The organism is Aggregatibacter kilianii, assembly GCF_003130255.1.
GTDB classification, from domain to species: Bacteria; Pseudomonadota; Gammaproteobacteria; order Enterobacterales; family Pasteurellaceae; genus Aggregatibacter; species Aggregatibacter kilianii.
Genome location: NZ_NRCN01000001.1, coordinates 1,637,673 through 1,663,109 on the forward strand (window position 1 = coordinate 1,637,673; position 25,437 = coordinate 1,663,109).

A 25,437-nucleotide genomic window follows, 5' to 3' on the forward strand; every position below is an offset into this window, starting at 1 on the left:
ATAGCAAGGTTGGTAGTCGCGTCAATATGGGTAAAAGTGTTTGGTCTGATGTTAATCGACTTAATAGTTTTTCCTATTTTGCTGTGGATTTGCTATTCCTTGCGTTTATTTGATGTTTCTATCTATTACATCGTGCCGAAACTCTATTTAAGTGAAATATGGGTTTCCGTGTTGGCAGTAGCGAGTTTGTTTATTTGTCGGGTTTATCATTTTGTGATTCGGACGTTTAATGAAAACCTGATTTTTAGATTGATTATTGCCACCGCAATGACCGTCATTGGGCTGTTTTTATTAAAAAATGTTATCAACACCCTACTGCCGACATCGGTCATTTTAATGTTTGGCTTTATGATGTTCCTTTGGGTGTTGTTAAGCCGCACCATTATTCGCTTCTTGGTTAGAAATATTTTAAGTTCCAGCAAAGTAAGCAAACGCATTGCCATTTATGGTGCCGGTGCGGCAGGGCAGCAAATTGCCCAAACGTTGGTCAATTCCGATGAGCACGTACCGCTGTTTTTTATTGATGATGACAAAAATTTAATTAACCGCCGCGCCGGTCGTTTGAAAATTTATTCGGCAGAAGCGGGATTGGAGGCCTTAAGACGCTATGAGATTGATGAAATTCTAATTGCCTTACCGTCGGTAAGCCGTGCCAGAAAGAATGAAATCGTTGAATTTTTATCACAATCTCATTTGCGGATTATGGAATTGCCGGGGCTCACTGAATTGGTGGATGGCAAAATCAATATTGCGGATATGAAAGAGATCAACATTATTGATTTGCTTGGACGCGATCCGGTTGATCCTGTTCCTGAATTATTCAGCAAGAATATTTGTGACCAAATTGTGATGGTGACGGGAGCCGGTGGTTCTATAGGTTCTGAGTTATGTCGTCAGATTATTCGTAATCGACCGAAACTCTTGCTATTGTTTGAGATTTCCGAATATGCGTTATATGCCATTGAACAAGATTTGAAAGACATTATGCGCAAAGAATCCATTACGGGAGTGGTTGTACATCCATTATTGGGCAGTGTGCAAAATACGCAACGCTTAACGGAAATCATGCAAACTTTTAAGGTAGACACCGTTTATCATGCGGCCGCGTATAAACATGTACCAATGGTGGAATATAACGTTGTTGAAGGTGTGCAAAATAACATTTTCGGCACGTATAACACTGCTAAGGCGGCGATTAAAGCGAAAGTGAAGTCTTTCGTATTAATTTCTACCGATAAAGCCGTACGTCCGACAAATGTGATGGGCACAACCAAGCGTATTGCGGAGTTATGCTTGCAGGCGTTGGCTACAGAAAAAGGCAAAACCCATGATACGTTATTTTCCATGGTGCGTTTTGGTAATGTGTTGGGATCTTCCGGCTCCGTTATTCCATTGTTCAAAAAACAAATTGAGCAGGGCGGACCAATCACAGTAACCGATGAGCGCATTATTCGTTACTTTATGACTATTCCCGAAGCTGCACAGTTGGTTATTCAAGCAGGTGCTATGGCAAAAGGCGGTGATGTGTTTATTTTGGATATGGGCGAGCCTGTAAAGATTGTCGATTTAGCCCGTAATCTTATTAAACTTTCAGGTTTCAGTGTGCGTGACGAAAAACATCCTGACGGCGAAATCGAAATTCGTTTTACCGGTTTAAGACCCGGAGAGAAACTTTATGAGGAGCTGTTGATCGGGGATGATAATGTGGAGCCGACATATCACCAGCGCATCATGACTGCGCATGAAGATTATTTGCCACTAGAGGCATTAAATGCGTTGATAACGGAGCTTGAAAAAGCTTGTGATAACAATGATTGTGAACGGATTCGAAATCTATTATTGGGCGCTCCGGCCGGTTATCAACCGGTGAGCAATTTGGCGGATTTTGTTTGGACCAAACAGCAAAATCTAACTCATTAACTTTTATAACGATCTAAACTATGAAAAAACTCAGTCAATCTTTATTTTTAGTCGGAACTTTATTTTCTCTTTCTGCGTGTTCTCTATTGCAGCCGAGTTCCGGATCGCCAATGACCAAAAAAGCCGAAATTGTTGGTGAGAAAGTCGATTATACAAAAGCGATTGATGCTTATCTCATTACACCGCAACTTTTACGTGAGCTTTCTCCGGTAAATGCTTCAGCGCGTTCTAATATGAGCTTGGATTCGGCAGTGAAAAATTACCAATACCATGTCGGACCGGGCGATGTCATCAATGTAACCGTTTGGGATCACCCGGAGCTGACTACGCCGGCAGGTTCTTATCGCTCAGCCTCAGAAGCAGGTAACCAAGTTCATGCTAACGGTACCATGTTCTATCCTTATGTGGGCTCCATTAAAGTGGCGGGGTTAACCGTACAACAAATCCGTGCTCGATTAACCAAATCCTTGGCAAATTACATTGCCGATCCGCAAGTTGAAGTGAGAGTGGCTTCCTTTCAATCACAAAAAGCCTATGTGACCGGTGAAGTGAAATCGCCGGGACAACAATTTATCAGTAACGTACCGTTAACCCTGTTAGACGCTATTAATAAAGCAGGCGGATTATCTGATCATGCCGATTGGCACAATGTCAAACTGACTCGCAATGGCAGGGAAGAAACCGTTTCTATTGAAGCCTTGATTCAACGGGGTGATTTAACGCAAAACCGCTTGTTAAATAACGGCGATATTGTTCATATTCCACGTAATGACACGATGAAAGTATTTGTGGTGGGTGAAGTGGTACAACCTCAATTCCTTACTATCGGACGTAACGGTATGACCTTAACGGAAGCTATCAGTGCGAGTGGTGGTATAGACAAACTATCTTCCGATGCAACAGGTATTTTCGTCATTCGCGGCCAACGTGGCGCACGTGAAATGGTGAAAGATAATAATGGCGCGCAAATCGAGAAAGTAGCGAACATTTATCAGTTAGATGTGACCAACCCGACCGCCTATATTTTAGGTACCGAGTTCTATTTGCGTCCGCATGATGTGGTGTATGTTACCACGGCACCAATTACCCGCTGGAACCGCGTGATTTCACAAGTGGTACCAACTATCAGCGGTTATAACGATTTAACCGAAGGTACGTTAAGAATCAGAACTTGGGGACGTTAGTCCGTAGTTATTAATCATGGAAGAAATATCTTTGAGATTTTGGTATTTCTTCCTTCACCGCTTTTTTATAAGAATTACCGTTTTCCGGTATGAAAAAAGCCGAATTAAGGGTTTTATGATGAGTAAAAAACAGAATGACGTAATTGATCTGAGTAAACTGCTAGCCGTCTTTTGGGATCGGAAACGAACCATAATTTCCACGACGTTACTATTTTTTATACTAGGTCTGGCTTATGCCATACTGGCACCGTCTATTTACACTGCAAATGCCTCCGTGCAGGTGGAAGCTAAATATACCGGTGGTGCGTTGAAAGATTTATCTACCATGTTCGAGCAGGAATCTTCCGCCGCCACAGAAATTGCAGTGATCAAATCCAGAGCGATTTTAACCGGTGCTATAGAGGATCTGAATCTTTCCACCCAAATTACCCCCGTTTACACTATTCCGTTTATCAGTAAGGGTTGGGAAAAGCTCACCGGTAAAACATCGGAATTAAGCATCGCCTATTTTATTCCTAAACAAAATGAAGAGGACAAATTCACCTTAGAGATTGGTGCCAATCCTGATGAATACCGTCTTAGCAATGACGATGGCAAAGTGATTGTAGCAGGCAAAGTCGGTCAAGCCTATGATAATGAAGACGTGAAAATCGAAGTTACCTCATTAAAAGGGGATGCCGGAAAACGTTTCACCATAGAAAAACTAGATGAACTCAAGATTGTTACCGAGTTACAGAAAAAACTGGCGGTGGAAGAGCAGGGTAAACTAACCGGCGTAATTTCCTTAACGTTAAACGGTGAAGACAAAGACTATATCGCCAACGTATTGCGCGCCATTACCGAAAGCTACATTCGCCACAGTACCGCCCGTAATTCGGCAGAAGCTGAGAAAAGTTTATCTTTCTTAAAAAATCGTCTACCTGAGGTGCGTGAACGTTTAGTCAAGTCAGAAAATGCCTTAAATGAATATCGTCAAAAAACCTCCTCAGTAGATTTAGGGTTAGAAGCGAAATCCATTTTAGAGACCATGGTACAACTGGAAGAGGATTTAAACGCTTTAACCATCAAAGAAAGTGATATTTCCCAACGATTCAAAAAAAGTCACCCAACCTACATGGCATTACTCCAACAACGTAAAGTCTTGCAAAAAGAGAAAGCACGTTTAGCCAAAGAAATGGAATCTTTGCCGGAAACTCAAAAAGAAGTGGTACGCCTCACCCGTGATTTCGAGTCTGACCAAGAAATTTATGTCCAACTTCAAAATAAAATTCAAGAGCTCGATGTTATTCGTGCCGGTGCGGTGAGTAATGTGCGTATTTTGGATAAAGCACGTGCCATGCCCGATCCTATCGCACCACGCAAACTATTAGTTTTAGCCTTTGCCATTATTTTAGGTGGCATGCTTGGTGGTGCTATCGTTATTGTCAGCGCTTTGTTACATAAAGGCATCAAAACTACGGATGAAATTGATGAAATTGGGGTGCCGGTTTACGCTACCGTGCCTTATGCCCATAAACAAGTTGCTTTATCACGCGATAAGGCAGCGAAGAAAGCCAAAGAATTACAAGTTCTAAACTTGCTTTCCGCACGTTTTCCGGATGATTTATCGGTTGAAGCATTGCGAGGATTGCGTACTGACGTGCAACATTTATTAACGCAGGCTAAAAATAACCTCGTTATGTTCTCTGGTATTGGTGCCGGTGCAGGAAAAAGTTTTATTGCAGCAAACTTGGCGAACCTAACCGCCCAAACAGGTAAAAAAGTGCTATTAATTGATGCTGATTTGCGTCTAGGTTATTTGCACAATATTTTAGGAGTGAGCAATCAACATGGCTTGACTGACTTGTTGACACAAGGTACTGCGATTGATCAAACCGTACAAATTGCCGCCGAGAATTTGCATACCATTACCCGCGGTGCCATGTCTCAAACACCATCGGAATTATTAGACACTCCGCGTTTTACGCAGTTATTGGAGTGGGCTTCTGCTAATTACGATTTGGTAATCGTTTCCGCCCCACCTGTCTTGGCTGTGACGGATGCTGCCGTCATCGGGCGTCATGTTGGAACGGTGTTATTAGTTGCCCGCTTTGAACAAACCAGCCAAAAAGAAATTGAGGTTTCCCGCCAACGCTTTATTAATGCAGGCGTGACCGTTAATGGTGTAATCTTTAACGGCATTAAACCTCGAGCAGTTAACCGAGGCGATTATTTCCATCGGTATTACGGTTAACGCAAAGTGCGGTAGATTTTAAAAACGTTTGGAAAATGACTTGCAAGTGTGTCGGCACACTTGCTTACCCTTAACGGGGTTATAGGCAAAACCAACGTTCAAAATTCATTGGATTTTTTGACCGCACTTTCCATCATTCAATAACAACAAAACCGCCCGTTAACTAAGGGCGGTTTTTTCATGGATAATGCCGATTAGATTTTTGATTTATTGCTTACCCCAATATAAGTACAGGTCATAAACCCAAGCGCTAAAACATAGGGCGTATAGGCTGTTACCCCGGCAGGCGAAGCCGCGAGACCGAAGTTATGGGCAATTACACCCATCTTCCCAAATGCAATTCCACAATGTCCACGATGTGTTTTAAGAAGGTGGTGTCTTGTCCATTATGGAAACGTTCGGTATCTCTGGAGGTGAATAATAAAAGTGCGGTGGGTTTGTGGCTTGTTTTTGCGCCAAGCAGACAAATTGCCACGGAGCCAATAGGAAATTCTTCCGGTAGAAACATCAGGTGTTTTTCTTTGTTGCTTAAATCGCCCAAGTAAAATTGGCGCAAGCCGAGACGTTCCAAGCGAATCAGTTCAAATGCCTTGCGGTCAATCCAATATTGTTCGGGAATGGTTTCATTTTTTGGCCACGCATCTCGAAATAGCAATATTTTTGCACCGTCCAGTTCATAGGATTGCGCCCATTGTTTCAGTTTTTCTTCGCCCCGTTGGAAATCTTCCGCTTGAAACAATTTCTTTTGTAAAGGCATGAGCGCGTAGAAAATGTCTGCCTCTTGATAGGCGAGTTGATGGAATTTTTCTAAGAATGCCGTCAGGGTCTTGATTTGTTGGCGTTGTTGTTCCAACTGTGCTTCCACCAAAGATAGCGTGCCTTTTTGTGGGTGAACCACGGACAGTTTGGCAAGCAAATCAGGATGAGTGGTGAAAAAATCAGGGTGTTCGGTTAGGTATTCGACGACGTTTTTTTCCTGTTCATTCATAAAAAAACTCTCCAAAAAAGAACCGCACTTTCATAGTTCAAAAGTGCGGTCATTTTTCTATACGTTTTTACGCAGCAAATGGATCTTGCAAAATCATAGTTTGTACACGATCCGGTCCGGTGGAAAGAATGGCAATTGGTACGCCGGTGACTTCTTCAATACGTTTTACGTAATCACGGCAGGTTTGCGGTAATTGATTCACATCGGTTACGCCGAAGGTATTTTCTTTCCAACCCGGCATAGTTTCATAAATCGGCTCAACACCTTCCCAGTCTTTCGCCGCAAGCGGTGCGTATTCTACAATGTCGCCGTTTGGCATTTTATAGCCCACGCAGATTTTCACTTCATCGAAACCATCTAACACGTCTAATTTCGTCATGCAGAAACCGGAAATAGAGTTCAATTGAATCGCGCGACGAATGGCTACCGCGTCGAACCAACCGCAACGACGTGGACGACCGGTAACCGCGCCGAATTCGTTCCCTTTACGGGCAATTTCTGCGCCAACCTCATCGAATAATTCGGTAGTGAATGGGCCGCCACCCACGCGGGTACAATAGGCTTTGATGATACCCAATACATAATCCAAGTTACGCGGTCCAAAACCCGAACCGGTAGCAACGCCACCGGCAGTGGTGTTGGAGCTGGTCACATACGGATAGGTACCGTGGTCGATATCCAACATGGTGCCTTGTGCGCCTTCGAATAAAATGTTGTCGCCGTTTTTGCGCGCGGTATCTAAAATGGTGGTGATGTCGGCAACCATGCCGGTGATAATATCGGCAACAGCGAACACGTCATCTAAGGTTTTTTGATAATCAACCGGTTCGACTTTGTAGTAGTTCACCAATTGGAAGTTGTAGTAATCAAGGAGATTTTTGAGTTTTTCGGCGAAGGCTTCGCGATTGAATAAATCACCCACGCGCAAACCGCGGCGAGCGACTTTGTCTTCATAAGCCGGGCCGATGCCGCGACCGGTGGTACCGATGGCTTTTTTGCCGAGTGCCGCTTCACGGGCGTGGTCCATGGCAACGTGGTAAGGCAGAATTAATGGGCAGGCTTCGGAGATTAATAAACGGTCACGTACATTTACGCCACGGTTTTCTAATTCGCCCATTTCCTGCATAAGCGCAGCAGGGGAAAGTACAACGCCATTACCGATTAAACAGGTGACGTTATCGCGTAGGATGCCTGATGGAATTAAACGTAGAACGGTTTTTTCACCGTTGATGATTAAGGTATGACCGGCATTGTGGCCGCCTTGATAACGAACCACATATTTGACGCGATCAGTGAGCAAGTCAACGATTTTTCCTTTTCCTTCGTCGCCCCATTGTGCGCCGAGAACTACAACACTTTTACCCATATTTTCCGCCTTTTTAGCTTTAGTTTATAAAAATCAACGGTTGCCTACTTTACTATTTTCAGCCTTGAATCTCAATGTAATTCCTTTATTTATTCGCTAAAATGACCGCTCTTTTCGGTGCGGGATAGCCTTCAATCGTCTTGCTATGATCATTCGGATCGAGAAAATCAATGAGAGATTCATTTTCTAACCAATCGGTTTTCCGCTGTTCCTCTAATGAGGTGACGGCGACATCCACGCAACGCACATTTTTAAAGCCGGTTTTTTGTAACCAATGAATCAGTGCGGCAACGGATGGAATAAAATACACATTTTTCATTTTGGCGTAGCGATCCATCGGCACCAACACCGTGTTTTCGTCACCGTCCACCACTAAGGTTTCGAGCACCAATTCGCCGCCATTAACCAGTTGCGCACGCAGTTGGGAAAGGTGATCCAACGGTGATTTGCGGTGATATAACACGCCCATAGAAAACACCGTATCAAATGCCGCAAGCGGTTGCATTTGCTCGATGCCGAGAGGAATCAAATTGGCTCGGCGATCGTCATTTAATAATTTGCGTACCGCTTCAAATTGACATAAGAACAATTCCGTCGGGTCGATGCCCACTACCATTTTCGCGCCTTCGCCCACCATGCGCCACATATGATAGCCACTGCCGCAACCCACATCTAAAATAGTGCGGTCTTGCAATGGCGCTAAATGTGGTAGCACGCGATCCCATTTGAAATCGGAGCGCCATTCGCAATCCACATGAATGCCGAGTAAATGATAAGGCCCTTTGCGCCATGGCATGAGTTGTTTTAAATGGTGAATAATGCGTTGGCGTTCGCCGTCGGAAAGCGCAGAATCACGTTCGGATTTGACCGCACTTTTCAGATCAATACGGGAAGCCGATAAGTGCGGTAGAAATTCCAAGACTTTTGCCCACTTAGCATATTCCCCGTGGGTTTGTTTTTGCCATTGTTTCATTTGTAATGGCAAGGTTTCCAACCAAGGGGAAAGATGGGTTGTGGCGATTTGTTGATAAAAAGGACGAAAATCGATCATTTTTAACGTTCCTGTTATAAGGCGTTTTTATAGGCTTCTTGTGCTTTTTCAAAGGTTTCTTGCGTTTCGGCGTCAGGTTTGCTTGATAGCAGCGAAATGACAATGATAACAAGGGTAGCCAGTAAAAAGCCTGGGATCATTTCATAAACTTGAGCCAATTCGCTTTTCGCCGGGATCCATTCTTTCCATGCAAAAACCGTGATGGCTCCTGTCAGCATGCCTGCCATGGCGCCGGAGGAAGTCATGCGTTTCCAAAATAATGAAAGTAAAACCACCGGGCCAAAGGCGCTGCCGAAGCCTGCCCAAGCAAATTCCACAAGTTTCAGAACCTTGCTGTTTTGATCTTGGGCGATCCAAATGGCAATGGCGGCAATCACCAATACCATGGCGCGACCTAGCCAAACCAATTCTTTTTCTGAGGCGTTCGGGCGGATAAAGCCTTTGTAAAAATCTTCTGTAATCGCACTAGAAGAAATTAATAACTGGCAACTTAAGGTACTCATCACTGCAGCAAGAATGGCTGAAAGCAAAATACCGGCGATCCATGGATTAAATAATAGTCGAGATAATTCGATAAAAACTTGTTCGGGTTCATGGTTTACCAAGGCGGCGGAAGCGGTGTTTGCATTCGCGTAGAAATACGCCATGCCAAAGAAACCGATAGCGACGGCACCGACCAAACAGAGCACCATCCATGTCATGCTGATTTTACGGGCTTTATTGAGGGAATGTACAGAATCTGCCGCCATGAAGCGAGCGAGAATATGTGGTTGCCCGAAATAACCTAAACCCCACGCAGCAAGGCTTAACAAGCCCATGATGGTCGTGCCACGAAATAAATCTGTGAACTCTTTTTGTGTGCTCATTTCTGCTTGTTGCACGATGCTTTGTAAGTCGTCAATGCCGTCGATAGATATCACCACAAAGACAGGTGTAAGCAATAAGGCGAAAATCATTAGCGTGGCTTGAATGGTGTCCGTCCAGCTCACAGCAAGGAAACCACCAATAAAGGTGTAGGCGATTGTCGCAAACGCGCCGTACCAAAGTGCGGTAGAATAGTCGATGGAAAAGAGGTTTTGGAATAATTTCGCACCAGCAACCACACCTGAGGCGCAATAAATCGTGAAGAATACCAAAATAATGGAGGCAGAAACGATTTTTAATGCGTTGTGACGCGAACCAAAACGATGATGAAAATATTCAGGCAGGGTTAAGGCATTATTATTAAATTCGGTGTAAACCCGTAAACGTCCGGCAACGAATAGCCAGTTTAAATAAGCCCCCAAGGTTAAGCCGATGGCAATCCAGCCCTCGACTAAACCGGATAAATATACGGCGCCCGGCAATCCCATCAATAACCAACCGGACATATCGGATGCACCGGCGGACATGGCGGTGACAAAACTTCCTAAGCGACGACCACCAAGAATGTAGTCGGATAAATCTTTAGTGTAATAATAAGCGGCCACACCAATGCTAATCATGCCGAAGATATAAATAGTAAATGTAATAATTGTCGGATCTAAACCAAACATCGTGTCAACCCTAAAAACAGTTCTAACGTTCTAATATTCAAAAAAAGGGACACATTTTACCTCATTTGCCCCTGTTATTCTATTTTCCTTTTCGTTAGACTAATCGGCAAAATCAATTACAACAACATTTTGGATAAGATATTTTATGGATTCTGTTGAATTATTGGTCAATGTGACACCAAGCGAAACGCGCATTGCCTTAGTGGAAACCGGTTTGCTCAAAGAAGTGCATATTGAACGCCAAGGCAAACGCGGTATTGTGGGAAATATTTATAAAGGTCGCGTCACCCGTGTATTACCGGGGATGCAATCAGCATTTGTGGACATCGGGCTGGAAAAAGCCGCTTTCTTACACGCGTCAGATATTGTATCGCACACCGAATGCGTGGAAGAAAGTGAACAAAAACAATTTGTGGTGAAAGACATCTCCCAACTGGTACACGAAGGGCAAGACATCGTAGTGCAAGTGGTAAAAGATCCGCTTGGTACGAAAGGCGCGCGACTCACCACCGATATTACCTTGCCTTCCCGTTATTTAGTGTTCATGCCTGAAAATAGCCATGTGGGCGTGTCACAACGTATTGAAAGCGAAGAAGAACGCGCCCGCCTGAAAGAACTTGCCTTGCCCTTATGTGATGAACTGGGGGGCTTTATTATCCGTACCGCTGCCGAAGGAGCGAGCGAGTTGGATTTGCAACAAGACGCCGATTTCTTAAAACGCTTATGGCGTAAAGTGCTAGAACGCCGTGCGAAATACCCAACCCGCTCCATGCTTTACGGCGAATTGGCGCTGACACAGCGCATTTTGCGTGATTTTATCGGTGCCAAATTAGATCGTATTCATATTGACTCCCGACTTTGTTTCAACGAAGTGAAACAATTCACCGAAGAATTTATCCCGAATCTCACGGGTAAACTGATTTTATATACGGGAAATCAGCCACTCTTTGATGTGTACAGCGTAGAAACGGCGATTCACAATGCGTTGGATAAACGAGTAAATCTTAAATCCGGCGGCTATTTGATTATTGAACAAACGGAAGCCATGACGACTATCGACATCAACACCGGCGCGTTTGTAGGGCATCGTAATTTGGAAGAAACCATTTTTAACACCAATATTGAAGCGACCAAAGCCATCGCCCAACAGCTCCAATTACGCAATCTCGGCGGCATGATCATCATTGATTTCATCGATATGCAAAACGAGTTGCACCGCACCCGTGTGTTGGAATCTTTAGAAAAGGCGTTGGCTTCCGACCCGGTGAAAACAAATGTTAACGGCTTCACTCAATTAGGTTTGGTGGAAATGACCCGCAAACGTACCCGTGAAAGTTTGGAGCATATCCTTTGTTGTGAATGCCCGACTTGTGCGGGCCGCGGACGGATAAAAACCGTGGAAACCGTATGCTACGAAATCATGCGCGAAATTATCCGCGTGCATCATTTATTCTCCAGCGAACAATTTGTGGTTTACGCCTCCCACGCCGTTGCCGATTATTTAATCAATGAAGAATCCCACGGCTTACTGGCAGAGTTGGAAGTTTTCATCGGCAAACAAATTCAAATAAAAACTGAACCGTTTTACACACAAGAACAGTTTGATGTGGTGGTGATGTAAAAAAGTGCGGTGGATTTTATGAGTATTTTTGAAACACCTATACTTCCGCCATAAACAGAGGAAACCAAGCGATACAATCTAAAAATACCCGGTATTATGTAGCAAATGCACAAAACGCTTGCTGAGCTTGTCGAAGCATTCCTTTTGTGTATCGGAGAAGCTGAAATGATACACGTTGACAAGCTCAGTGACCGTCATTTCAGCTTTGTGCAAATGCTACATAATTTCAAAAATACCCGCAAAACCCACCGCACTTTCCTCAACAGTAACAACAAAAGGAGACCTTATGAAACTCTACGTTTACGACCATTGTCCGTTTTGCGTGCGCGCCCGCATGATTTTCGGTTTGAAAAAAGTGCCGGTTGACTTGGTCACGATCCTAAACGACGACGTGGAAACGCCAACCAAGCTCATCGGTCAAAAAATCGTCCCGATTTTAGTTAAAGAAAACGGCGAAGCCATGCCGGAAAGTTTGGATATCGTGCGTTACATTGATGCACACTACGGGGAAAAAGTTTTATCGGAAAAGGTTCGTCCACAAATAGAAGATTGGCTAAAACAGGTTGGCAGCTATTACAATCATTTGGTTCTCCCGCGTTTCACCCGCCTTGGTTTGCCGGAATATGCCACCCAAAGTGCAGTCAATTATTTCACTGAAAATAAAGAAAAATCAATCGGCAACTTCGCCGACAATCTGGCAAATACCGACACCTATCTCGCCCGTCTTGCACCTGATTTAGCTCAACTCGCCGATTTAATCCAATCGGACACCGCACTTAATGGCAATCTTTCCTTAGAAGACATCCTCGTTTTCCCAATCTTGCGTAACCTCACCTGTGTAAAAGGCATCCATTTCCCGCCGAAAGTAAAAAACTATGTGGAAACTATGTCCCGCTTGAGCTGCGTGCCGTTGTATGGGGATAAGGCGATTTAGGTGGGGAGGAGAAGATGAAACCTCTTTGTGTCGTATTAAGCGGTGCAGGCATTAGCGCCGAAAGCGGTATTCCGACGTATCGCGCGGAGGATGGTTTATGGGCAGGGCATAAAATCGAGGAAGTTTGTACACCGGAAGCCCTGCAACGTAACCGCAAGAAAGTGTTGGATTTTTATAATGAACGCCGCCGTAATTGTGCTACAGCCCAACCCAACGTAGCACATAAGGCCTTGGTAGAATTGGAGCAAGGCTACAACGTGCAAATCATCACGCAAAATGTAGATGACCTGCACGAACGCGCCGGTAGTGCCAATGTGTTGCACCTGCACGGCGAATTAAACAAAGCGCGCAGCAGTTTTGACCCCGATTACATCGTGCCTTGCTTCGGCGAACAATCCGTGGATGATAAAGACCCTAATGGACACCCAATGCGCCCCCATATCGTCTTTTTCGGCGAAAACGTCCCCATGTTAGAACCGGCAATTGACTTGGTTTCTAAAGCGGACGTTGTTCTGGTTATCGGCACTTCATTACAGGTTTACCCCGCCAACGGTTTGGTCAACGAAGCGGCAAGAAATGCCGAAATTTACCTTATCGACCCTAATCCAAATACAGGCTTTATCCCACGCCCGGTGGAAACAGTAAAAATGAAAGCCGGCAAAGGCGTACCGAAAGTAGTGGCCGAGTTATTAGGAAAAGTAAAAAATAAATGATTTGCTGACTATATACTGTGTCAATTTTTTAACTAATTACTTACAAGGAATCAATTATGAAACTGATTAAACCAAATAAAATTCGTTTTATTAAATTAGGTATAAAAGGATGTTGGGAAAAGAATTGTATTGATAAAGGCAGTACGGCAAGTACAAAAAATACGATTCGTCTTGGCTATGAATCTACATCAGAGATTCACCAAGAATGTTTGAATAATCAATGGGATGGTTGTATTGAATATTGTAAAACGCATTGGAGTGACCATACAGGAACGGTTTCAAATCACCTGAGACAAATTCAAGATTTTTATCAACTTGGGGAAGATACACTTTGGATCACCTTCTTTGGACGTAAATTATATTGGGCTTTTTGCAGTAAAGAGGTTATTGAGGAAAGCGATGGGTCTAGAACAGGAAAAGTTATTAGTAACAATGGGAATTGGTCTTGCGTTGATGCTAACGGTAAAGAACTTTTAGTTGATAATCTTGATGGTAGAGTAACAAAGGTCCAAGCCTATAGAGGGACAATTTGTGGTGTTGAGATGGAGGACTATTTAATACGTCGTATAAATGCTGAAGTTATTGAGGAAATTACAGAAGCGAAAGAAGCCTATGAAACATTAATTAAATCAGTTGAAAAATTAATTAAAGGTTTATGGTGGAGTGACTTTGAACTGTTAACAGATCTTGTTTTTTCTAAATTGGCATGGCAACGATACTCTGTTTTAGGTAAAACGGAGAAAGGAATAGATCTTGATTTGTATTCACCTTCAACGCAGAAGAGAGTATTTGTGCAAATTAAGTCAGAGACTGATATTAAACAATTAGACGAATATGTTTTAAACTTTGAAAGTGAATATAAAAACTATGGTTATTCAGAAATGTATTACGTATATCATTCAGGTTTAGAAAACATAGATGAAGAACAATATCAAGTTAAAGGAATTAAGCTTGTAAATGGTCGAAAAATGGCAGAGCTTGTAATTAGTGCCGGTTTAGTTGAATGGTTGATTAACAAACGTTCTTAGAACTATCTCTAGCGACACCTTTTGTCGCACCACTCACTAAAAAACTCCTTACTAACCTAGTAAGGAGTTTTTTATTTCTGATAAATTAAACCTACTGATAATATTCACGCATACGAGTAAACGGTACGGGCTGATTGCTTTTTAATTATTGCTATATTTTTGTTTATATAGCCAATGTGCTATATTTACCTCACTTTTTAAAACAGGAGTGTGACATGAAAAAATTAGCAACATTGGCCGCGTTGATGATGGTAGCATTTTCTGCGCAAGCAGCGGATTTGTATCTTTATGCCGGCGCAGGCTTGAAAGAACCGGTTGAAAAAATTATTCAGCAATTTGAAAAGGATACGGGTAATAAAGTCACCGTGGAATACGGTGGTTCAGGGCAACTGTTGGCGCGTTATAATCAGGTGAAAAGCGGCGATTTGTTCTTGTCCGGTTCAGCGGATGATGTGGAAAAATTGCAACAGGCGAATGAAGTGAAAGACGTTGCGCCGGTGGTATTGCATATTCCGGTGATGGTGGTGCGTAAGGATAAAAGCGCGAGGATTGATTCTTTCAAAGCCTTGGCGGAAAGTCAGTTGCGTTTAGGTATCGGTGATAGCAAAGTCATGGCGTTGGGCAAAGGCGCGGAAAAAATGTTTGAACTGTCCGGTTATCAACAACAGCTTAACAATAAAGTGGTGGTGAAAGCGGCGACGGTTAAACAATTGATGTTGTATTTGCTTAATGGGGATGTGGATGCGGCAGTTGTTGGTCGTTCCGGGGCGTGGAAAGTGCGTGATAAAGTGGATTTATTACCAAACCCGGTCGGTACGCCGGAAGAAAAAGTGACCCTTGGTTTGTTTTCCTCAAGTCAGCAGCCGACAGAAGCTAAACAGTTGTTAGACTTTTTCAAATCCGAACAAGGCGTGAAATATTTTACCGATGAAGGCTTCCTCCCTATTAAATAAAAGCCTTAGTTTAAAGTTAGCACTGATTCCGCTAGTTATGTTGTTATGTGTTGTCGTGGGCGCGGTGTTTTCTTTAACGGCACAACTGGATTTTCATTTTTTCAAAAAAGCGTTGTTCGATGCCGAGTTGCATTTCGCCTTAGGTATGTCTCTCGGCACCTCGCTTATGTCTCTTTTTTTGGCGCTATGTATTGCTATTCCATCCGCGTGGTTGATGAGCCAAGTGCGGTTACCTTTGCAAAAGTTTATTGATACGTTTCTGGATTTGCCGATGGTGTTGCCACCGTTGGTGACGGGCTTGAGTTTGTTGCTGTTGTTTAATTCGCAAGGTGTCTTGAGCCAACTGATTCCCGGGATCAGTCAATGGATTTTTAGCCCTATCGGTATTGTAGTGGCACAAACCTATATCGCCTCGTCCATTTTGTTACGCAATGCTAGAGGAATTTTCACGTCGTTTGATCAGGGGTACCGTCTCGCCGCCTACAATTTAGGCTTATCACCTTTCAGAACGCTGTTTAAAGTGGAATTGCCCATGTGCTGGAAACCGTTGTTGGGCGGTGCAATTTTGGCATGGTCGCGGGCTATTGGGGAATTTGGTGCGACATTAATGCTTGCCGGCGCAACCCGCTTTAAAACTGAAACCTTGCCGATGGCGGTGTATCTGAATATTTCTAGCGGTGACTTTGAAATTGCGATCGGTGCTGCGTTGTGGCTGTTGTTTATTGCTGCCTGTTTGCTGTTTTTGCTTCGGGTGCTGAATCGGAATGTTTAATATGCTGAAGATCGAAAAGTTACAGGCCGGTATTTTGCAACAGGTTTCTCTTTGTGTAGCAAAAGGAGAATGTGTCGCCGTAGTGGGCGAGTCGGGGAGCGGAAAAACTACCTTGCTAAATGCAATCGCCGGTTATATTAATTATGAGGGTGAGATTTTACTCGCACAGAAAAACCTGAATGCATTGCCACCATGGCAACGAAATTGTCGTTATTTAAATCAGCGCTTGTATTTATTTCCGCATAAAAGCATCGCCGGTAATTTAATGCTCGCCAAACCCGATGCGTCCCGTGAAGAACAGTTGGCATTGTTAGAAAAATTGAAAATTGCCCATTTAGTTGATCGTTACCCTCATCAATTATCTGGTGGCGAACAACAACGGGCAGCGCTTGCCAGAGCGTTAATTCAACCTCCGGATTTGCTGTTATTGGATGAGCCTTTTTCTTCTCTTGATTGGCAAACCCGCGAACATATTTGGCATAAGGTAAAAAGCCTGCTTCAGGCGTTGCAGATCACCACATTATTGGTAACACATGAACCGAAAGAGGCGGATTTTTTAGCTGAAAGACAGGTTCGATTGCATTTAGGACGGTTTATTTAAGGAGAACACATGATTTATTTTTCAGATAAAGAATTAGACGATTTTTTATTGGAGGATATTTATCGTGGTGATTTGACGACGCGTGCGCTAGGTTTGGACAACGTGCCGGCGAGAATTTTATTTAAACGTAAAAATGCCGGTATTGTGGCGGGAATCAGCGTGGCAGAAAAATTACTGAAAAAACTGGATGTTGAACCGCAGGTTTATGTGCAGGAAGGTGAAACCGTTGACGCCGGCACGGTGCTGTTAAGTGCGGTGGCTTCCGGCGATAAATTACATCAGGCGTGGAAAGTGGTTCAGTTGGTGTTGGAGTGGTCTTGTGGCGTGGCGCAATACACGGCAGACATGATCGCCAATGCCAAAGCCATTCATCCTCATGCGGTGGTAGCTTGTACCCGCAAAAGCATTCCGAATACCCGAAAGCTAGCAACCAATGCGGTGTTGGCGGCAGGCGGGCATATTCACCGCCAAGGCATTAGCGAAACGTTGCTGGTGTTTACCAATCATCGCAACTTGTTTGAGGAACCCGATAATTGGACGGCAATCGTGGAACGCTTAAGACGGGAAGCGCCGGAAAATAAAATTACCTTGGAAGCGGATAATTTCAGTCAATTTGAACAAATGCTCGATGCCGAACCGGATATTATTCAGCTGGATAAATGGTCGGTGGATGACGTGAAACGTGCATTGTCTCTGGTGGCGGCAAGCGGTAAAAAAATCATCCTGTCTGTTGCCGGCGGCGTGAATAAAAATAATATTGCTGATTATGCCAAGTTGGGCATTCATTTATTTATCACCTCCGCCCCTTATTACGCTCCACCGGAAGATATTAAAGTGGTGATTGAACGGCAATAAATATAATAAATGTGGCGTAAAGTGCGGTTGATTTTTGGGGTGTTTTGTAAAACACTTCGGTATTATGTAGCAAATTTATAAAACGCTTGCTGAGATTGTTGAAGCATTAGTTTTGTGTATCGGAGAGGCTGAAATGACTTACATGTCGACAAGCTCAGTGACCGTCGTTTCAGCTTTGTGCAACTGCTACATAATGTCGAAATACTTCAAAAAATGACCGCACTTTTTATTCTCTCTCTAATTGCCTCAAAAATAAATCTGTAACCTATTTTAGCTAACTTTCTTTTTCGGTTTTTGCGGAAAATACGTTATAATTTCACGCAATTTTCTCAACTTTTTTGATTTATTTTTGAGTGTGATTTCATGTTAAAACAAGTGACTGACTCCCTATTAGCCCGTAACAATTTGACATTGTCCGATTTGCCGAATGTGTTTGACACGTTGGCGCAGCGCAATGTGGATTATGCGGATTTGTATTTTCAACTTAGCCAAGATGAAAATTGGGTGTTAGAAGATGGCATTATTAAAGAGGGCGGTTTCCATATTGATGGTGGCGTAGGCGTCCGTGCAGTAAGCGGTGAGAAAACCGGGTTTGCCTATTCTGATCAAATTAATTTAGCCAATTTGCAACAATGCGCACAGGCTGTGCGTGGTATTGCGGAACCTTCTCAGTGTAATTTTATTCTACCGGTGAGATTTAATCCGGTGGATGCACCTTTGCGTTATCAGCTGATTAACCCGCTATACAGTTTAAGTCAAGAGCAAAAAATTGAATTATTGCGTTTGGTGGATAGAACCGCCCGCGCGGAAGACCCGCGAGTGGTGCAGGTAAATGCCGGTTTAAGTATGGTGTATGAGGAAATGTTGGTGGCAGCTACTGACGGCACCTTGGCGGCAGATATTCGCCCACTCATTCGTTTATCGGTTTCCGTGTTGGTAGAGCAAGACGGTAAGCGTGAGCGTGGCAGTGCGGGCGCAGGCGGTCGTTTCGGTTTGGAATGGTTCTTTGAGAGCTATAAAGGCGAACAAAGAGCGGTCTATTTTGCGAAAGAATCTGTGCGTCAAGCATTGGTGAATTTAGGCGCGGTGGCCGCTCCTGCAGGATTAATGCCTGTGGTGTTGGGCGCCGGTTGGCCGGGGGTGTTATTACACGAAGCGGTTGGGCACGGTTTGGAAGGTGATTTTAATCGTAAAGAAAGCTCATTGTTTACCGGCAAAATTGGTGAATTAGTCACTTCGCCGCTATGCACGATCGTGGATGACGGCACCTTAATGGATCGTCGTGGATCCGTCACTGTAGATGATGAAGGCGTACTCGGCCAATATAACCTGTTAATTAAAGACGGTATTTTGCAGAAATACATGCAAGATAAAATGAATGCCCGTTTGATGGGCGTGCAACCGACAGGCAATGGACGTCGTGAATCCTATGCGCATTTGCCAATGCCGCGCATGACCAATACCTATATGTTGGCAGGCAAAGATAAATTTGAGGATCTGGTGGCGTCTGTAGAACACGGCATTTTTGCACCGCACTTTGGTAGCGGCCAAGTGGATATTACTTCCGGCAAATTCGTGTTCTCCACGTCCGAAGCCTATTTGATCGAAAAAGGAAAAATCACCAAGCCAGTGAAGGGCGCAACGTTAATCGGTAGCGGTATTGAAGTGATGCAAAATGTGTCTATGGTTGCCGATGAAGTGGAATTGGATCATGGTGTTGGCACTTGCGGTAAAGAGGGGCAAAGTGTTCCGGTAGGCGTGGGGCAACCGGCATTGAAAATTGACCAAATTACCGTGGGCGGTACAAATTAACCTAATTTAACAACTATTAATTTAAGGAATGGAGAAAGTCCTATGGTAGGCAAAACGAAATTTGCAGTAGTGGGCATCATTGCGTTAGCTGTTACAGGTGGTGGCGTTTATTGGTACGAACAACAAAAAATAAATGATACCAACGCGATCACCGTAAAATTTAATCGCATTCAACAGAGCGATTATGAACAAACGCCAAGCGTGATTTACCCACTGAATATTGAGTTTAGCGGTAGCGTTGCACCGATTGACAAAGTAAAAGGGGAAATCAATCAAGGTGTGAAAATTGAACCCGCCATTGAGGGGAAATGGGTGTGGAAAAACGATCATTTATTAACGTTTACCCCGAACCAAGATTGGCCGACCGGGCAAGAATATAAAATTACGTTAGAAAAAATCGCATTAAATCCAAGCCTCACTTATGCCAAATCGGTAGTGGGAACTCACGCCGTCAAAACCGAGCCATTTCGTGTTACGCAATCCGATGTTGAATTTTACCAAGATCCTAATCTGGCACATATTCGCCATTCTTTAGCACACTTCACTTTCTCTAACCCGATTGAACCGAAAGAATTAGAAAAAGCGGTAGAGGTGAATTTGGTGCGTCAAAATCAAGATAAATCGCTTGATATGATTAATCCGCTGAAATTCAAAATTAATTATTCCGACAACAAATTAGAAGCGTGGATTAGTTCGGATGAATTGGGCTTATCCTCCCAACCAAATCAATTTGTCGAAACCAAAATCAGTCAGACGTTACGTGCTAAAACCGGGGTGAATACCTTAGAAAAAGGTGTGTCGGAGCTGGTGGCAGTGCCAACTAAATACAGTTTGGATAATTCCGATAACTATTTCAAAATTATTAATAATGAACGCGATGAAGCGGAACAGGTATTAACCCTCAATTTTAACTATGGTGTGAAGGGTAAGGATATTGCCGATAATTTAATTACTGTGCTATTGCCGGAATTGCCTGAAGGTCAAAGTTATTCCCGTACGAAACTGACGGAAGCCATGGTAAATAAAGGCGAACGCATTCAGCCTGCACTCATTCCAAGTGAACAACCTTATGCCAAAGCACAGTCTTTCCGTTTTGATATTCCGGAAGGTCGTTGTGTGTATTTGCAATTGGAGAATAAATTTACGGCATTAGGCGGCTATCAACTTAAAGATGCTGTGGGCGATTTACAATGCGCCCCGAATTATCCAACCTATATCAGCTTTGTGGGCAAAGGGGCGTTGCTATCTCAATATGGTGACGGCAAACTCACTCTTGCAGTGCGTAATGCGGATAATGTTCGATTAGATATTGGCAGCGTCCAAGGCGAGCAGTTACGTCATATTGCCAATTTAAATTCCGGCAGTTTTCAAAAACCGGATTTAGGCCGTTTGAAATTTGATGATATTGCCAATTTCAAAACAGAAACCTTGGTTGTCAACAATAGTGAACCGCGCAAATCCGATTATCTGAGTGTCGATTTGAATCAAAAGGGCTTGCCAAAACAAGGGATCTTTTGGGTGAAAGCAAGTGCGGTCACTTCCGGCGATGATTCTTCCAATGATGACAATAGCAACAAATTGAAAGATTCCGATGAAACGTCAGAATACGACTATTATTCCGAGCAAGAGTCGCAAAAAGTCGATTATCGTTTGGTGGTGTTAACGGATTTAGGCATTATCGCCAAAAAAGCCGCCGATGGCGCTCAATCCGTGTTTGTGCAATCTCTTGCAAGTGGTGATCCGGTATCCGGTGCAACGGTGAAAGTTATTTCCCGTAATAACACGGTAATTGCTTCCCAATATACCAACCGCCAAGGCGTGGCGTTGTTGCCATCTTTGGAAAATTACAAACAGGAATTGGAACCTGTGATGTATTTGGTGACTCTCGGAGCAGATCAATCTTTCTTGCCTATTAATAAATCCGACCGCACTTTAAATTTCTCTCGCTTTGACATTCGCGGTCAAGAAATTTCACAGGAACAAAATGCTATCAAAGCCTTTGTGTTTAATGATCGTGGCATTTATCGTCCGGGCGAATCTCTTTATATCGGGATTATCAGTAAAGCCTTGGATTGGCAGAAATCCTTAGCGGGTGTGCCGTTAGTGGTGGAATTGACTTCGCCATCAGGCAAAATCCTTTGGCAGAAGAATATTCGTGTCAATGAGAGTGGTTTGAACAGCCTGAATTATTCCTTAGAGGGAAATGCGGAAACAGGCGAATGGTCTGCGCGGGTTTATATTGCTCAAGGACAAGAGCAAACCGAAGTAGGATCAATGATCTTCCAAGTGCAGGAATTCGAACCGGATACCTTGAAAATCAATACCGGTTTTAACGGCGAACAAAAATTGGCTTGGGTTGCACCACAAGATTTAAAAGCTACCGTGCATTTAACCAATTTATTCGGTACCCCGGCACAACAACGTAAAGTGAGTGCAAATATTATGTTGCATTCCATCTTCCCAAGTTTCCCGGAATACAAAGATTATCAATTCTATGATAATCAACGGAATAAAGACGCGATCCTGTTGGAGCGAGAGCTACAAGATCAGGTGACCGATAATAACGGCAATGCGACCTTTGCCTTAAATTTGGCACAAGAAGCGGAAAATACCGTGCAAATGTTGTATTTCACGGCAGACGGTTATGAAAACAACAGTGGCCGTGGTGTGTCCAAAGTGCAATCTATTTTAGTGTCTGCTCAGCCTTGGTTAGTGGGTTACAGCAGTTCACAAGATTTAAGCTATTTAAGAGAAAACAGCGAAAATAAAGTCAGCTTAATTGCCATTGACCCAAGTCTGCAAAAAGTCTCCGTTGAAGGTTTAAGTGCGGTGTTAATGGAGCGCAAATATGTTTCCGTATTAACAGAGCAAGCATCCGGTGCGTATAAATACGAATCCAAAATGGTAGAAACGCAGATCAGTGAACAACCGTTGGCGATTAATCGTGTCGGTTCCGAAGTGAGTTTAAATACGGAACGTAGCGGTGATTTCGTATTGGTGATTAACAATCAATATGGCGAAACCGTAAACCGTATTCCTTACACCGTCATCGGTAACAGCAATGTGACGGTGGCTATGGATAAAAACACCGAGCTAAAATTGAATTTAAACAAAAAACAATTTATGCCGGGTGAAGAAATTGAAGTGGCAATTAATGCACCTTATGCAGGTAGCGGCTTAATTACCATTGAACGTGATCGTGTTTATGCCCATCAATGGTTTAAATCCACCACTAACCGCTCTGTTCAAAGAATCAGAATTCCTGATAATTTTGAGGGCAGTGGTTATATCAACGTGCAATTCTCCCGTGATATGAAATCTGATGATATTTTCACCAGCCCATTAAGCTATGGCGTTGCGCCATTTAGTGTGAACGTGAACAATCACCGTTTAGAAATGAATGTCAGCGCGCCAAAAATGGTGAAATCCGGTGAAAAAGTGGATCTTACATTAACGACCAATAAACCGAGTAAAGCAATTATTTATGCCGTGAATGAAGGGATTTTACAGGTCGCCGGTTATCAACAGGCAGAACCGTTGAAATTCTTCTTCCCGAAATACGCATTACAAGTTGAAACCTTGCAAATTCTGGATTTAATCCTGCCGGAGTTCCGTAAAGTGTTGCAATACGCCCAAACCGGTGGTGACGCCACTCTTGAAATGGCTATGGCGGCGAAAGTAGCGGCAAATACCAATCCGTTTAAGCGCAAAGTCGATAAACCGATCGTCTTTTGGTCGGATATTGTGGATGTGGACGGTAGCAAAACAGTGAGTTATCGTGTTCCACAAGGCTTTAACGGTAATTTAAAAGTCATGGCCATTGCCGTGACGAATGACGGTGCACAAATGAATATCGGACAAAGTGAAACCTTAGTGCGGGATGATGTGGTTTTATCGCCAACTGCACCGATTACCTTGGCTCCGAATGATGAAGCGCAAGTGAGTTTAAGCGTTGCCAATAATACGAAAAGCGAACAAAACATTTTGATTCAGCTAAATACCGCGCCACAATTCCGTTTATTAAACAACGCGCAGACCTCTATTACGTTGGCGCCAATGAGTGAAGGTTCGGTTGATTTCAAATTAAAGGCTACCGATCATCTGGGTTCCGGTATTTTATATTTCACCGCCGCTTATTTAGATGAGCACCAGCAACCGGCGCAAGCAGAACGTAAATATCACATTTCTGTACGTCCGTTGACGGCAAAACAACAATTCATCAAAGTCGGTGAAGTTGCGTCAAATAAACAGGCAGAAACCGAATTGCCTGCAGTATTGTTCCCGCAGAGCCGTAAACAAACGGCATTAATTTCACCTGCACCATTGGTGTTGGCACAAGGGATAAGCAGTTATTTAGGTAACTACGATAACTTATGTACCGAGCAAATTATTAGTGCGGCGATGCCTAATTTGTTATTTGCCAATAATCCGGAGTATCAAAGCTTGCTAGGCGTATTATCTCAAGTAGGTGATACCCAAGCCCTTCAAGCCAACAAAGAACAACTTAACAAAAACCTGTTACGTGTCTTTAGCCTGTTGCCGGAGCGTCAAACGACGGATGACGGTTTCGGCTTATGGTCTGGCTTAGATGGCAACGATGCTTTCTTGACCGCTTATGTGGCACATTTCTTAATTGAAGCACAAGAACACGGTGTGAAATTACCTGCGGCTTGGATAACACCAAACGGGTTATTTAATAAGGCGGTCAGTGCCTTAGAGCGCTTAAGTCGCCCTGACAGCTCGGATGATTTACCAATGTTACGTCAACGCGCCTATGCTACCTATTTATTAGCACGTTTAGGACAAGTACCTAGCGACAGTTTAATGTCTATTCGTAGCTTGTTAGATCGCAACTTTAAAGCGGAAGAATGGCAATCCGATTTAACCGTTGCTTGGCTGGCAGGTGCTTATCAATTGGTGAAACAAGAACAAGATGCGGATATGCTGATTAGCGATGTGATGGCAAAATTCAGTGATTTACAATCGCAAGATAAATGGAGCTATAGCTATTATCTTGATCCATTGATTGAAAAAAGTGCCGTGTTATATGTATTAGCCCGCCATTTCCCTGAACAGGCAGAAAAATTGTCCGACACCTTGCTTAATAGCATTGTGCAGGATTTGAATGAAGAACGTTATAACACTTTATCTTCCTCCATGGTGTTACTTGCCTTAGATGCCTACGGTAAACAGCATCCGAAACAATTGGCGAAGCTGCATATTCAACAAAATGGACAAGATATCGGTCAATTACAAGGTGTGTTCTTATCTGCTGAGGTCGATGCCGATAAAGCGCAATTAAACTTTGTAAACCAAAGTGAACAAAAAGCCTGGTATGCCATCAGCCAAGCCGGCTATGTGCAGCAACCGAAAGCCGAGGCAATTAAAAACGGTGTAGAAATCGACCGCACTTATACTGATAAAGATGGCAAACCGGTAACTTCCGTGAAACTGGGTGATGTGGTTAACGTTCAAGTGAAAGTACGATCTCTGCAAAATGTACAGCAGGATATGGTGATTACCGATTTATATCCGGCAGGTTTTGAAGTGGTCAGCCGTAGTAATAACGATGAAGACAATATTCATGCAAAAGAGGATGATGTCATTTATATCTTTGATTTTGCACATCGTGATTTGCGCGAAGATCGTATGTTGAGTTACGGCACAGTAGGAGACACTACAACGGTGATCAATTACCAATTAAAAGCGGTGAATACGGGGAAATTCCAAATTCCACGCGCTTATGCGGAAAATATGTATAACCGTGCAGTGAACGCCCAATCTGCCGATAAAGGTTATATTGAAGTGGTTCAATAACAAGCGGCAATCCTCTCCGTGAGTTAGCGGAGAGGATTATTTTTTATTATCAAA

Annotated in this window: 17 protein-coding genes; 13 read left to right on the forward strand and 4 right to left on the reverse strand. The window is 43.5% G+C overall.

Going from position 1 to position 25,437, the window contains the following annotated elements:
• Positions 1-48 precede the first annotated feature (48 nt).
• The 3 genes from DK428_RS07745 to DK428_RS07755 all read left to right on the forward strand — a co-directional run bounded on the left by DK428_RS07745 (position 49) and on the right by DK428_RS07755 (position 5,337).
• A complete protein-coding gene (locus DK428_RS07745) occupies positions 49-1,920 on the forward strand; it encodes a nucleoside-diphosphate sugar epimerase/dehydratase (RefSeq protein ID WP_204352432.1) in 1,872 nt (623 codons plus the stop codon).
• Between the two features lie 20 nt (positions 1,921-1,940).
• Positions 1,941-3,104 (forward strand): polysaccharide export protein, encoded by a 1,164-nt coding sequence (locus DK428_RS07750; RefSeq protein ID WP_109063520.1) that lies wholly within the window; start codon positions 1,941-1,943, stop codon positions 3,102-3,104.
• 115 nt (positions 3,105-3,219) lie between these two features.
• The gene (locus tag DK428_RS07755; RefSeq protein ID WP_239496832.1) at positions 3,220-5,337 is read left to right on the forward strand and encodes a polysaccharide biosynthesis tyrosine autokinase; all 2,118 of its coding nucleotides are present in this window, start codon (positions 3,220-3,222) and stop codon (positions 5,335-5,337) included.
• A gap of 316 nt (positions 5,338-5,653) precedes the next feature.
• Here the strand turns inward: DK428_RS07755 and DK428_RS07765 are convergent, their stop codons facing one another.
• The 4 genes from DK428_RS07765 to putP form a co-directional block, all read right to left on the reverse strand.
• Positions 5,654-6,325, reverse strand: a complete 672-nt coding sequence (locus DK428_RS07765; RefSeq protein ID WP_109063522.1) for a DUF484 domain-containing protein — start codon at positions 6,323-6,325, stop codon at positions 5,654-5,656.
• A gap of 67 nt (positions 6,326-6,392) precedes the next feature.
• Positions 6,393-7,691: an adenylosuccinate synthase gene (purA, locus tag DK428_RS07770; protein ID WP_109063523.1), complete on the reverse strand. Its 1,299-nt coding sequence runs from the start codon at positions 7,689-7,691 to the stop codon at positions 6,393-6,395.
• Positions 7,692-7,776: 85 nt separating this feature from the next.
• Positions 7,777-8,742, reverse strand: a complete 966-nt coding sequence (gene cmoB, locus DK428_RS07775; protein ID WP_109063524.1) for a tRNA 5-methoxyuridine(34)/uridine 5-oxyacetic acid(34) synthase CmoB — start codon at positions 8,740-8,742, stop codon at positions 7,777-7,779.
• Positions 8,743-8,756: 14 nt separating this feature from the next.
• Positions 8,757-10,277, reverse strand: coding sequence for a sodium/proline symporter PutP (gene putP, locus DK428_RS07780; RefSeq protein WP_109063525.1), 1,521 nt, complete (start codon positions 10,275-10,277; stop codon positions 8,757-8,759).
• Positions 10,278-10,422: 145 nt separating this feature from the next.
• On the opposite strand from putP, the gene rng reads away from it, so the two are divergent.
• The 10 genes from rng to DK428_RS07830 all read left to right on the forward strand — a co-directional run bounded on the left by rng (position 10,423) and on the right by DK428_RS07830 (position 25,383).
• A complete protein-coding gene (gene rng, locus DK428_RS07785; RefSeq protein WP_109063526.1) occupies positions 10,423-11,898 on the forward strand; it encodes a ribonuclease G in 1,476 nt (491 codons plus the stop codon).
• A 286-nt stretch (positions 11,899-12,184) separates the two neighbouring features.
• On the forward strand, positions 12,185-12,832 hold the full coding sequence (gene grxB / locus DK428_RS07790) for a glutaredoxin 2 (protein WP_109063527.1): 648 nt from the start codon (positions 12,185-12,187) through the stop codon (positions 12,830-12,832).
• A 14-nt stretch (positions 12,833-12,846) separates the two neighbouring features.
• Positions 12,847-13,545: an SIR2 family NAD-dependent protein deacylase gene (locus DK428_RS07795; RefSeq protein WP_109063528.1), complete on the forward strand. Its 699-nt coding sequence runs from the start codon at positions 12,847-12,849 to the stop codon at positions 13,543-13,545.
• A 56-nt stretch (positions 13,546-13,601) separates the two neighbouring features.
• A complete protein-coding gene (locus DK428_RS07800) occupies positions 13,602-14,573 on the forward strand; it encodes a restriction endonuclease (protein WP_239493756.1) in 972 nt (323 codons plus the stop codon).
• Between the two features lie 215 nt (positions 14,574-14,788).
• The gene (modA, locus tag DK428_RS07805) at positions 14,789-15,526 is read left to right on the forward strand and encodes a molybdate ABC transporter substrate-binding protein (RefSeq protein ID WP_109063530.1); all 738 of its coding nucleotides are present in this window, start codon (positions 14,789-14,791) and stop codon (positions 15,524-15,526) included.
• Complete coding sequence (locus tag DK428_RS07810) at positions 15,501-16,298, forward strand: ABC transporter permease (RefSeq protein WP_109063531.1); 798 nt, start codon at positions 15,501-15,503, stop codon at positions 16,296-16,298. Before modA ends, DK428_RS07810 begins: the two co-directional genes overlap by 26 nt.
• Position 16,299: 1 nt before the next feature.
• Positions 16,300-16,899 (forward strand): ABC transporter ATP-binding protein, encoded by a 600-nt coding sequence (locus tag DK428_RS07815; protein WP_109063532.1) that lies wholly within the window; start codon positions 16,300-16,302, stop codon positions 16,897-16,899.
• Positions 16,900-16,908: 9 nt separating this feature from the next.
• The gene (gene modD / locus DK428_RS07820; protein ID WP_109063533.1) at positions 16,909-17,754 is read left to right on the forward strand and encodes a ModD protein; all 846 of its coding nucleotides are present in this window, start codon (positions 16,909-16,911) and stop codon (positions 17,752-17,754) included.
• Between the two features lie 363 nt (positions 17,755-18,117).
• A complete protein-coding gene (tldD, locus tag DK428_RS07825) occupies positions 18,118-19,566 on the forward strand; it encodes a metalloprotease TldD (protein WP_109063534.1) in 1,449 nt (482 codons plus the stop codon).
• A 42-nt stretch (positions 19,567-19,608) separates the two neighbouring features.
• Complete coding sequence (locus DK428_RS07830) at positions 19,609-25,383, forward strand: alpha-2-macroglobulin family protein (RefSeq protein ID WP_109063535.1); 5,775 nt, start codon at positions 19,609-19,611, stop codon at positions 25,381-25,383.
• Positions 25,384-25,437 lie beyond the last annotated feature (54 nt).

Excerpts from the sequence above, each read along its gene's own strand:
- cmoB (WP_109063524.1), bottom strand. The coding sequence starts at position 8,742 with ATGATCGATTTTCGTCCTTTTTATCAACAAATCGCCACAACCCATCTT.
- DK428_RS07810 (WP_109063531.1), top strand. The coding sequence starts at position 15,501 with ATGAAGGCTTCCTCCCTATTAAATAAAAGCCTTAGTTTAAAGTTAGCA.
- rng (WP_109063526.1), top strand. The coding sequence starts at position 10,423 with ATGGATTCTGTTGAATTATTGGTCAATGTGACACCAAGCGAAACGCGC.
- DK428_RS07750 (WP_109063520.1), top strand. The coding sequence starts at position 1,941 with ATGAAAAAACTCAGTCAATCTTTATTTTTAGTCGGAACTTTATTTTCT.
- tldD (WP_109063534.1), top strand. The coding sequence starts at position 18,118 with ATGTTAAAACAAGTGACTGACTCCCTATTAGCCCGTAACAATTTGACA.
- putP (WP_109063525.1), bottom strand. The coding sequence starts at position 10,277 with ATGTTTGGTTTAGATCCGACAATTATTACATTTACTATTTATATCTTC.
- modD (WP_109063533.1), top strand. The coding sequence starts at position 16,909 with ATGATTTATTTTTCAGATAAAGAATTAGACGATTTTTTATTGGAGGAT.
- DK428_RS07800 (WP_239493756.1), top strand. The coding sequence starts at position 13,602 with ATGAAACTGATTAAACCAAATAAAATTCGTTTTATTAAATTAGGTATA.
- grxB (WP_109063527.1), top strand. The coding sequence starts at position 12,185 with ATGAAACTCTACGTTTACGACCATTGTCCGTTTTGCGTGCGCGCCCGC.
- DK428_RS07745 (WP_204352432.1), top strand. The coding sequence starts at position 49 with ATGTTAATCGACTTAATAGTTTTTCCTATTTTGCTGTGGATTTGCTAT.
- DK428_RS07815 (WP_109063532.1), top strand. The coding sequence starts at position 16,300 with ATGCTGAAGATCGAAAAGTTACAGGCCGGTATTTTGCAACAGGTTTCT.
- DK428_RS07795 (WP_109063528.1), top strand. The coding sequence starts at position 12,847 with ATGAAACCTCTTTGTGTCGTATTAAGCGGTGCAGGCATTAGCGCCGAA.
- modA (WP_109063530.1), top strand. The coding sequence starts at position 14,789 with ATGAAAAAATTAGCAACATTGGCCGCGTTGATGATGGTAGCATTTTCT.
- DK428_RS07830 (WP_109063535.1), top strand. The coding sequence starts at position 19,609 with ATGGTAGGCAAAACGAAATTTGCAGTAGTGGGCATCATTGCGTTAGCT.
- purA (WP_109063523.1), bottom strand. The coding sequence starts at position 7,691 with ATGGGTAAAAGTGTTGTAGTTCTCGGCGCACAATGGGGCGACGAAGGA.
- DK428_RS07765 (WP_109063522.1), bottom strand. The coding sequence starts at position 6,325 with ATGAATGAACAGGAAAAAAACGTCGTCGAATACCTAACCGAACACCCT.
- DK428_RS07755 (WP_239496832.1), top strand. The coding sequence starts at position 3,220 with ATGATGAGTAAAAAACAGAATGACGTAATTGATCTGAGTAAACTGCTA.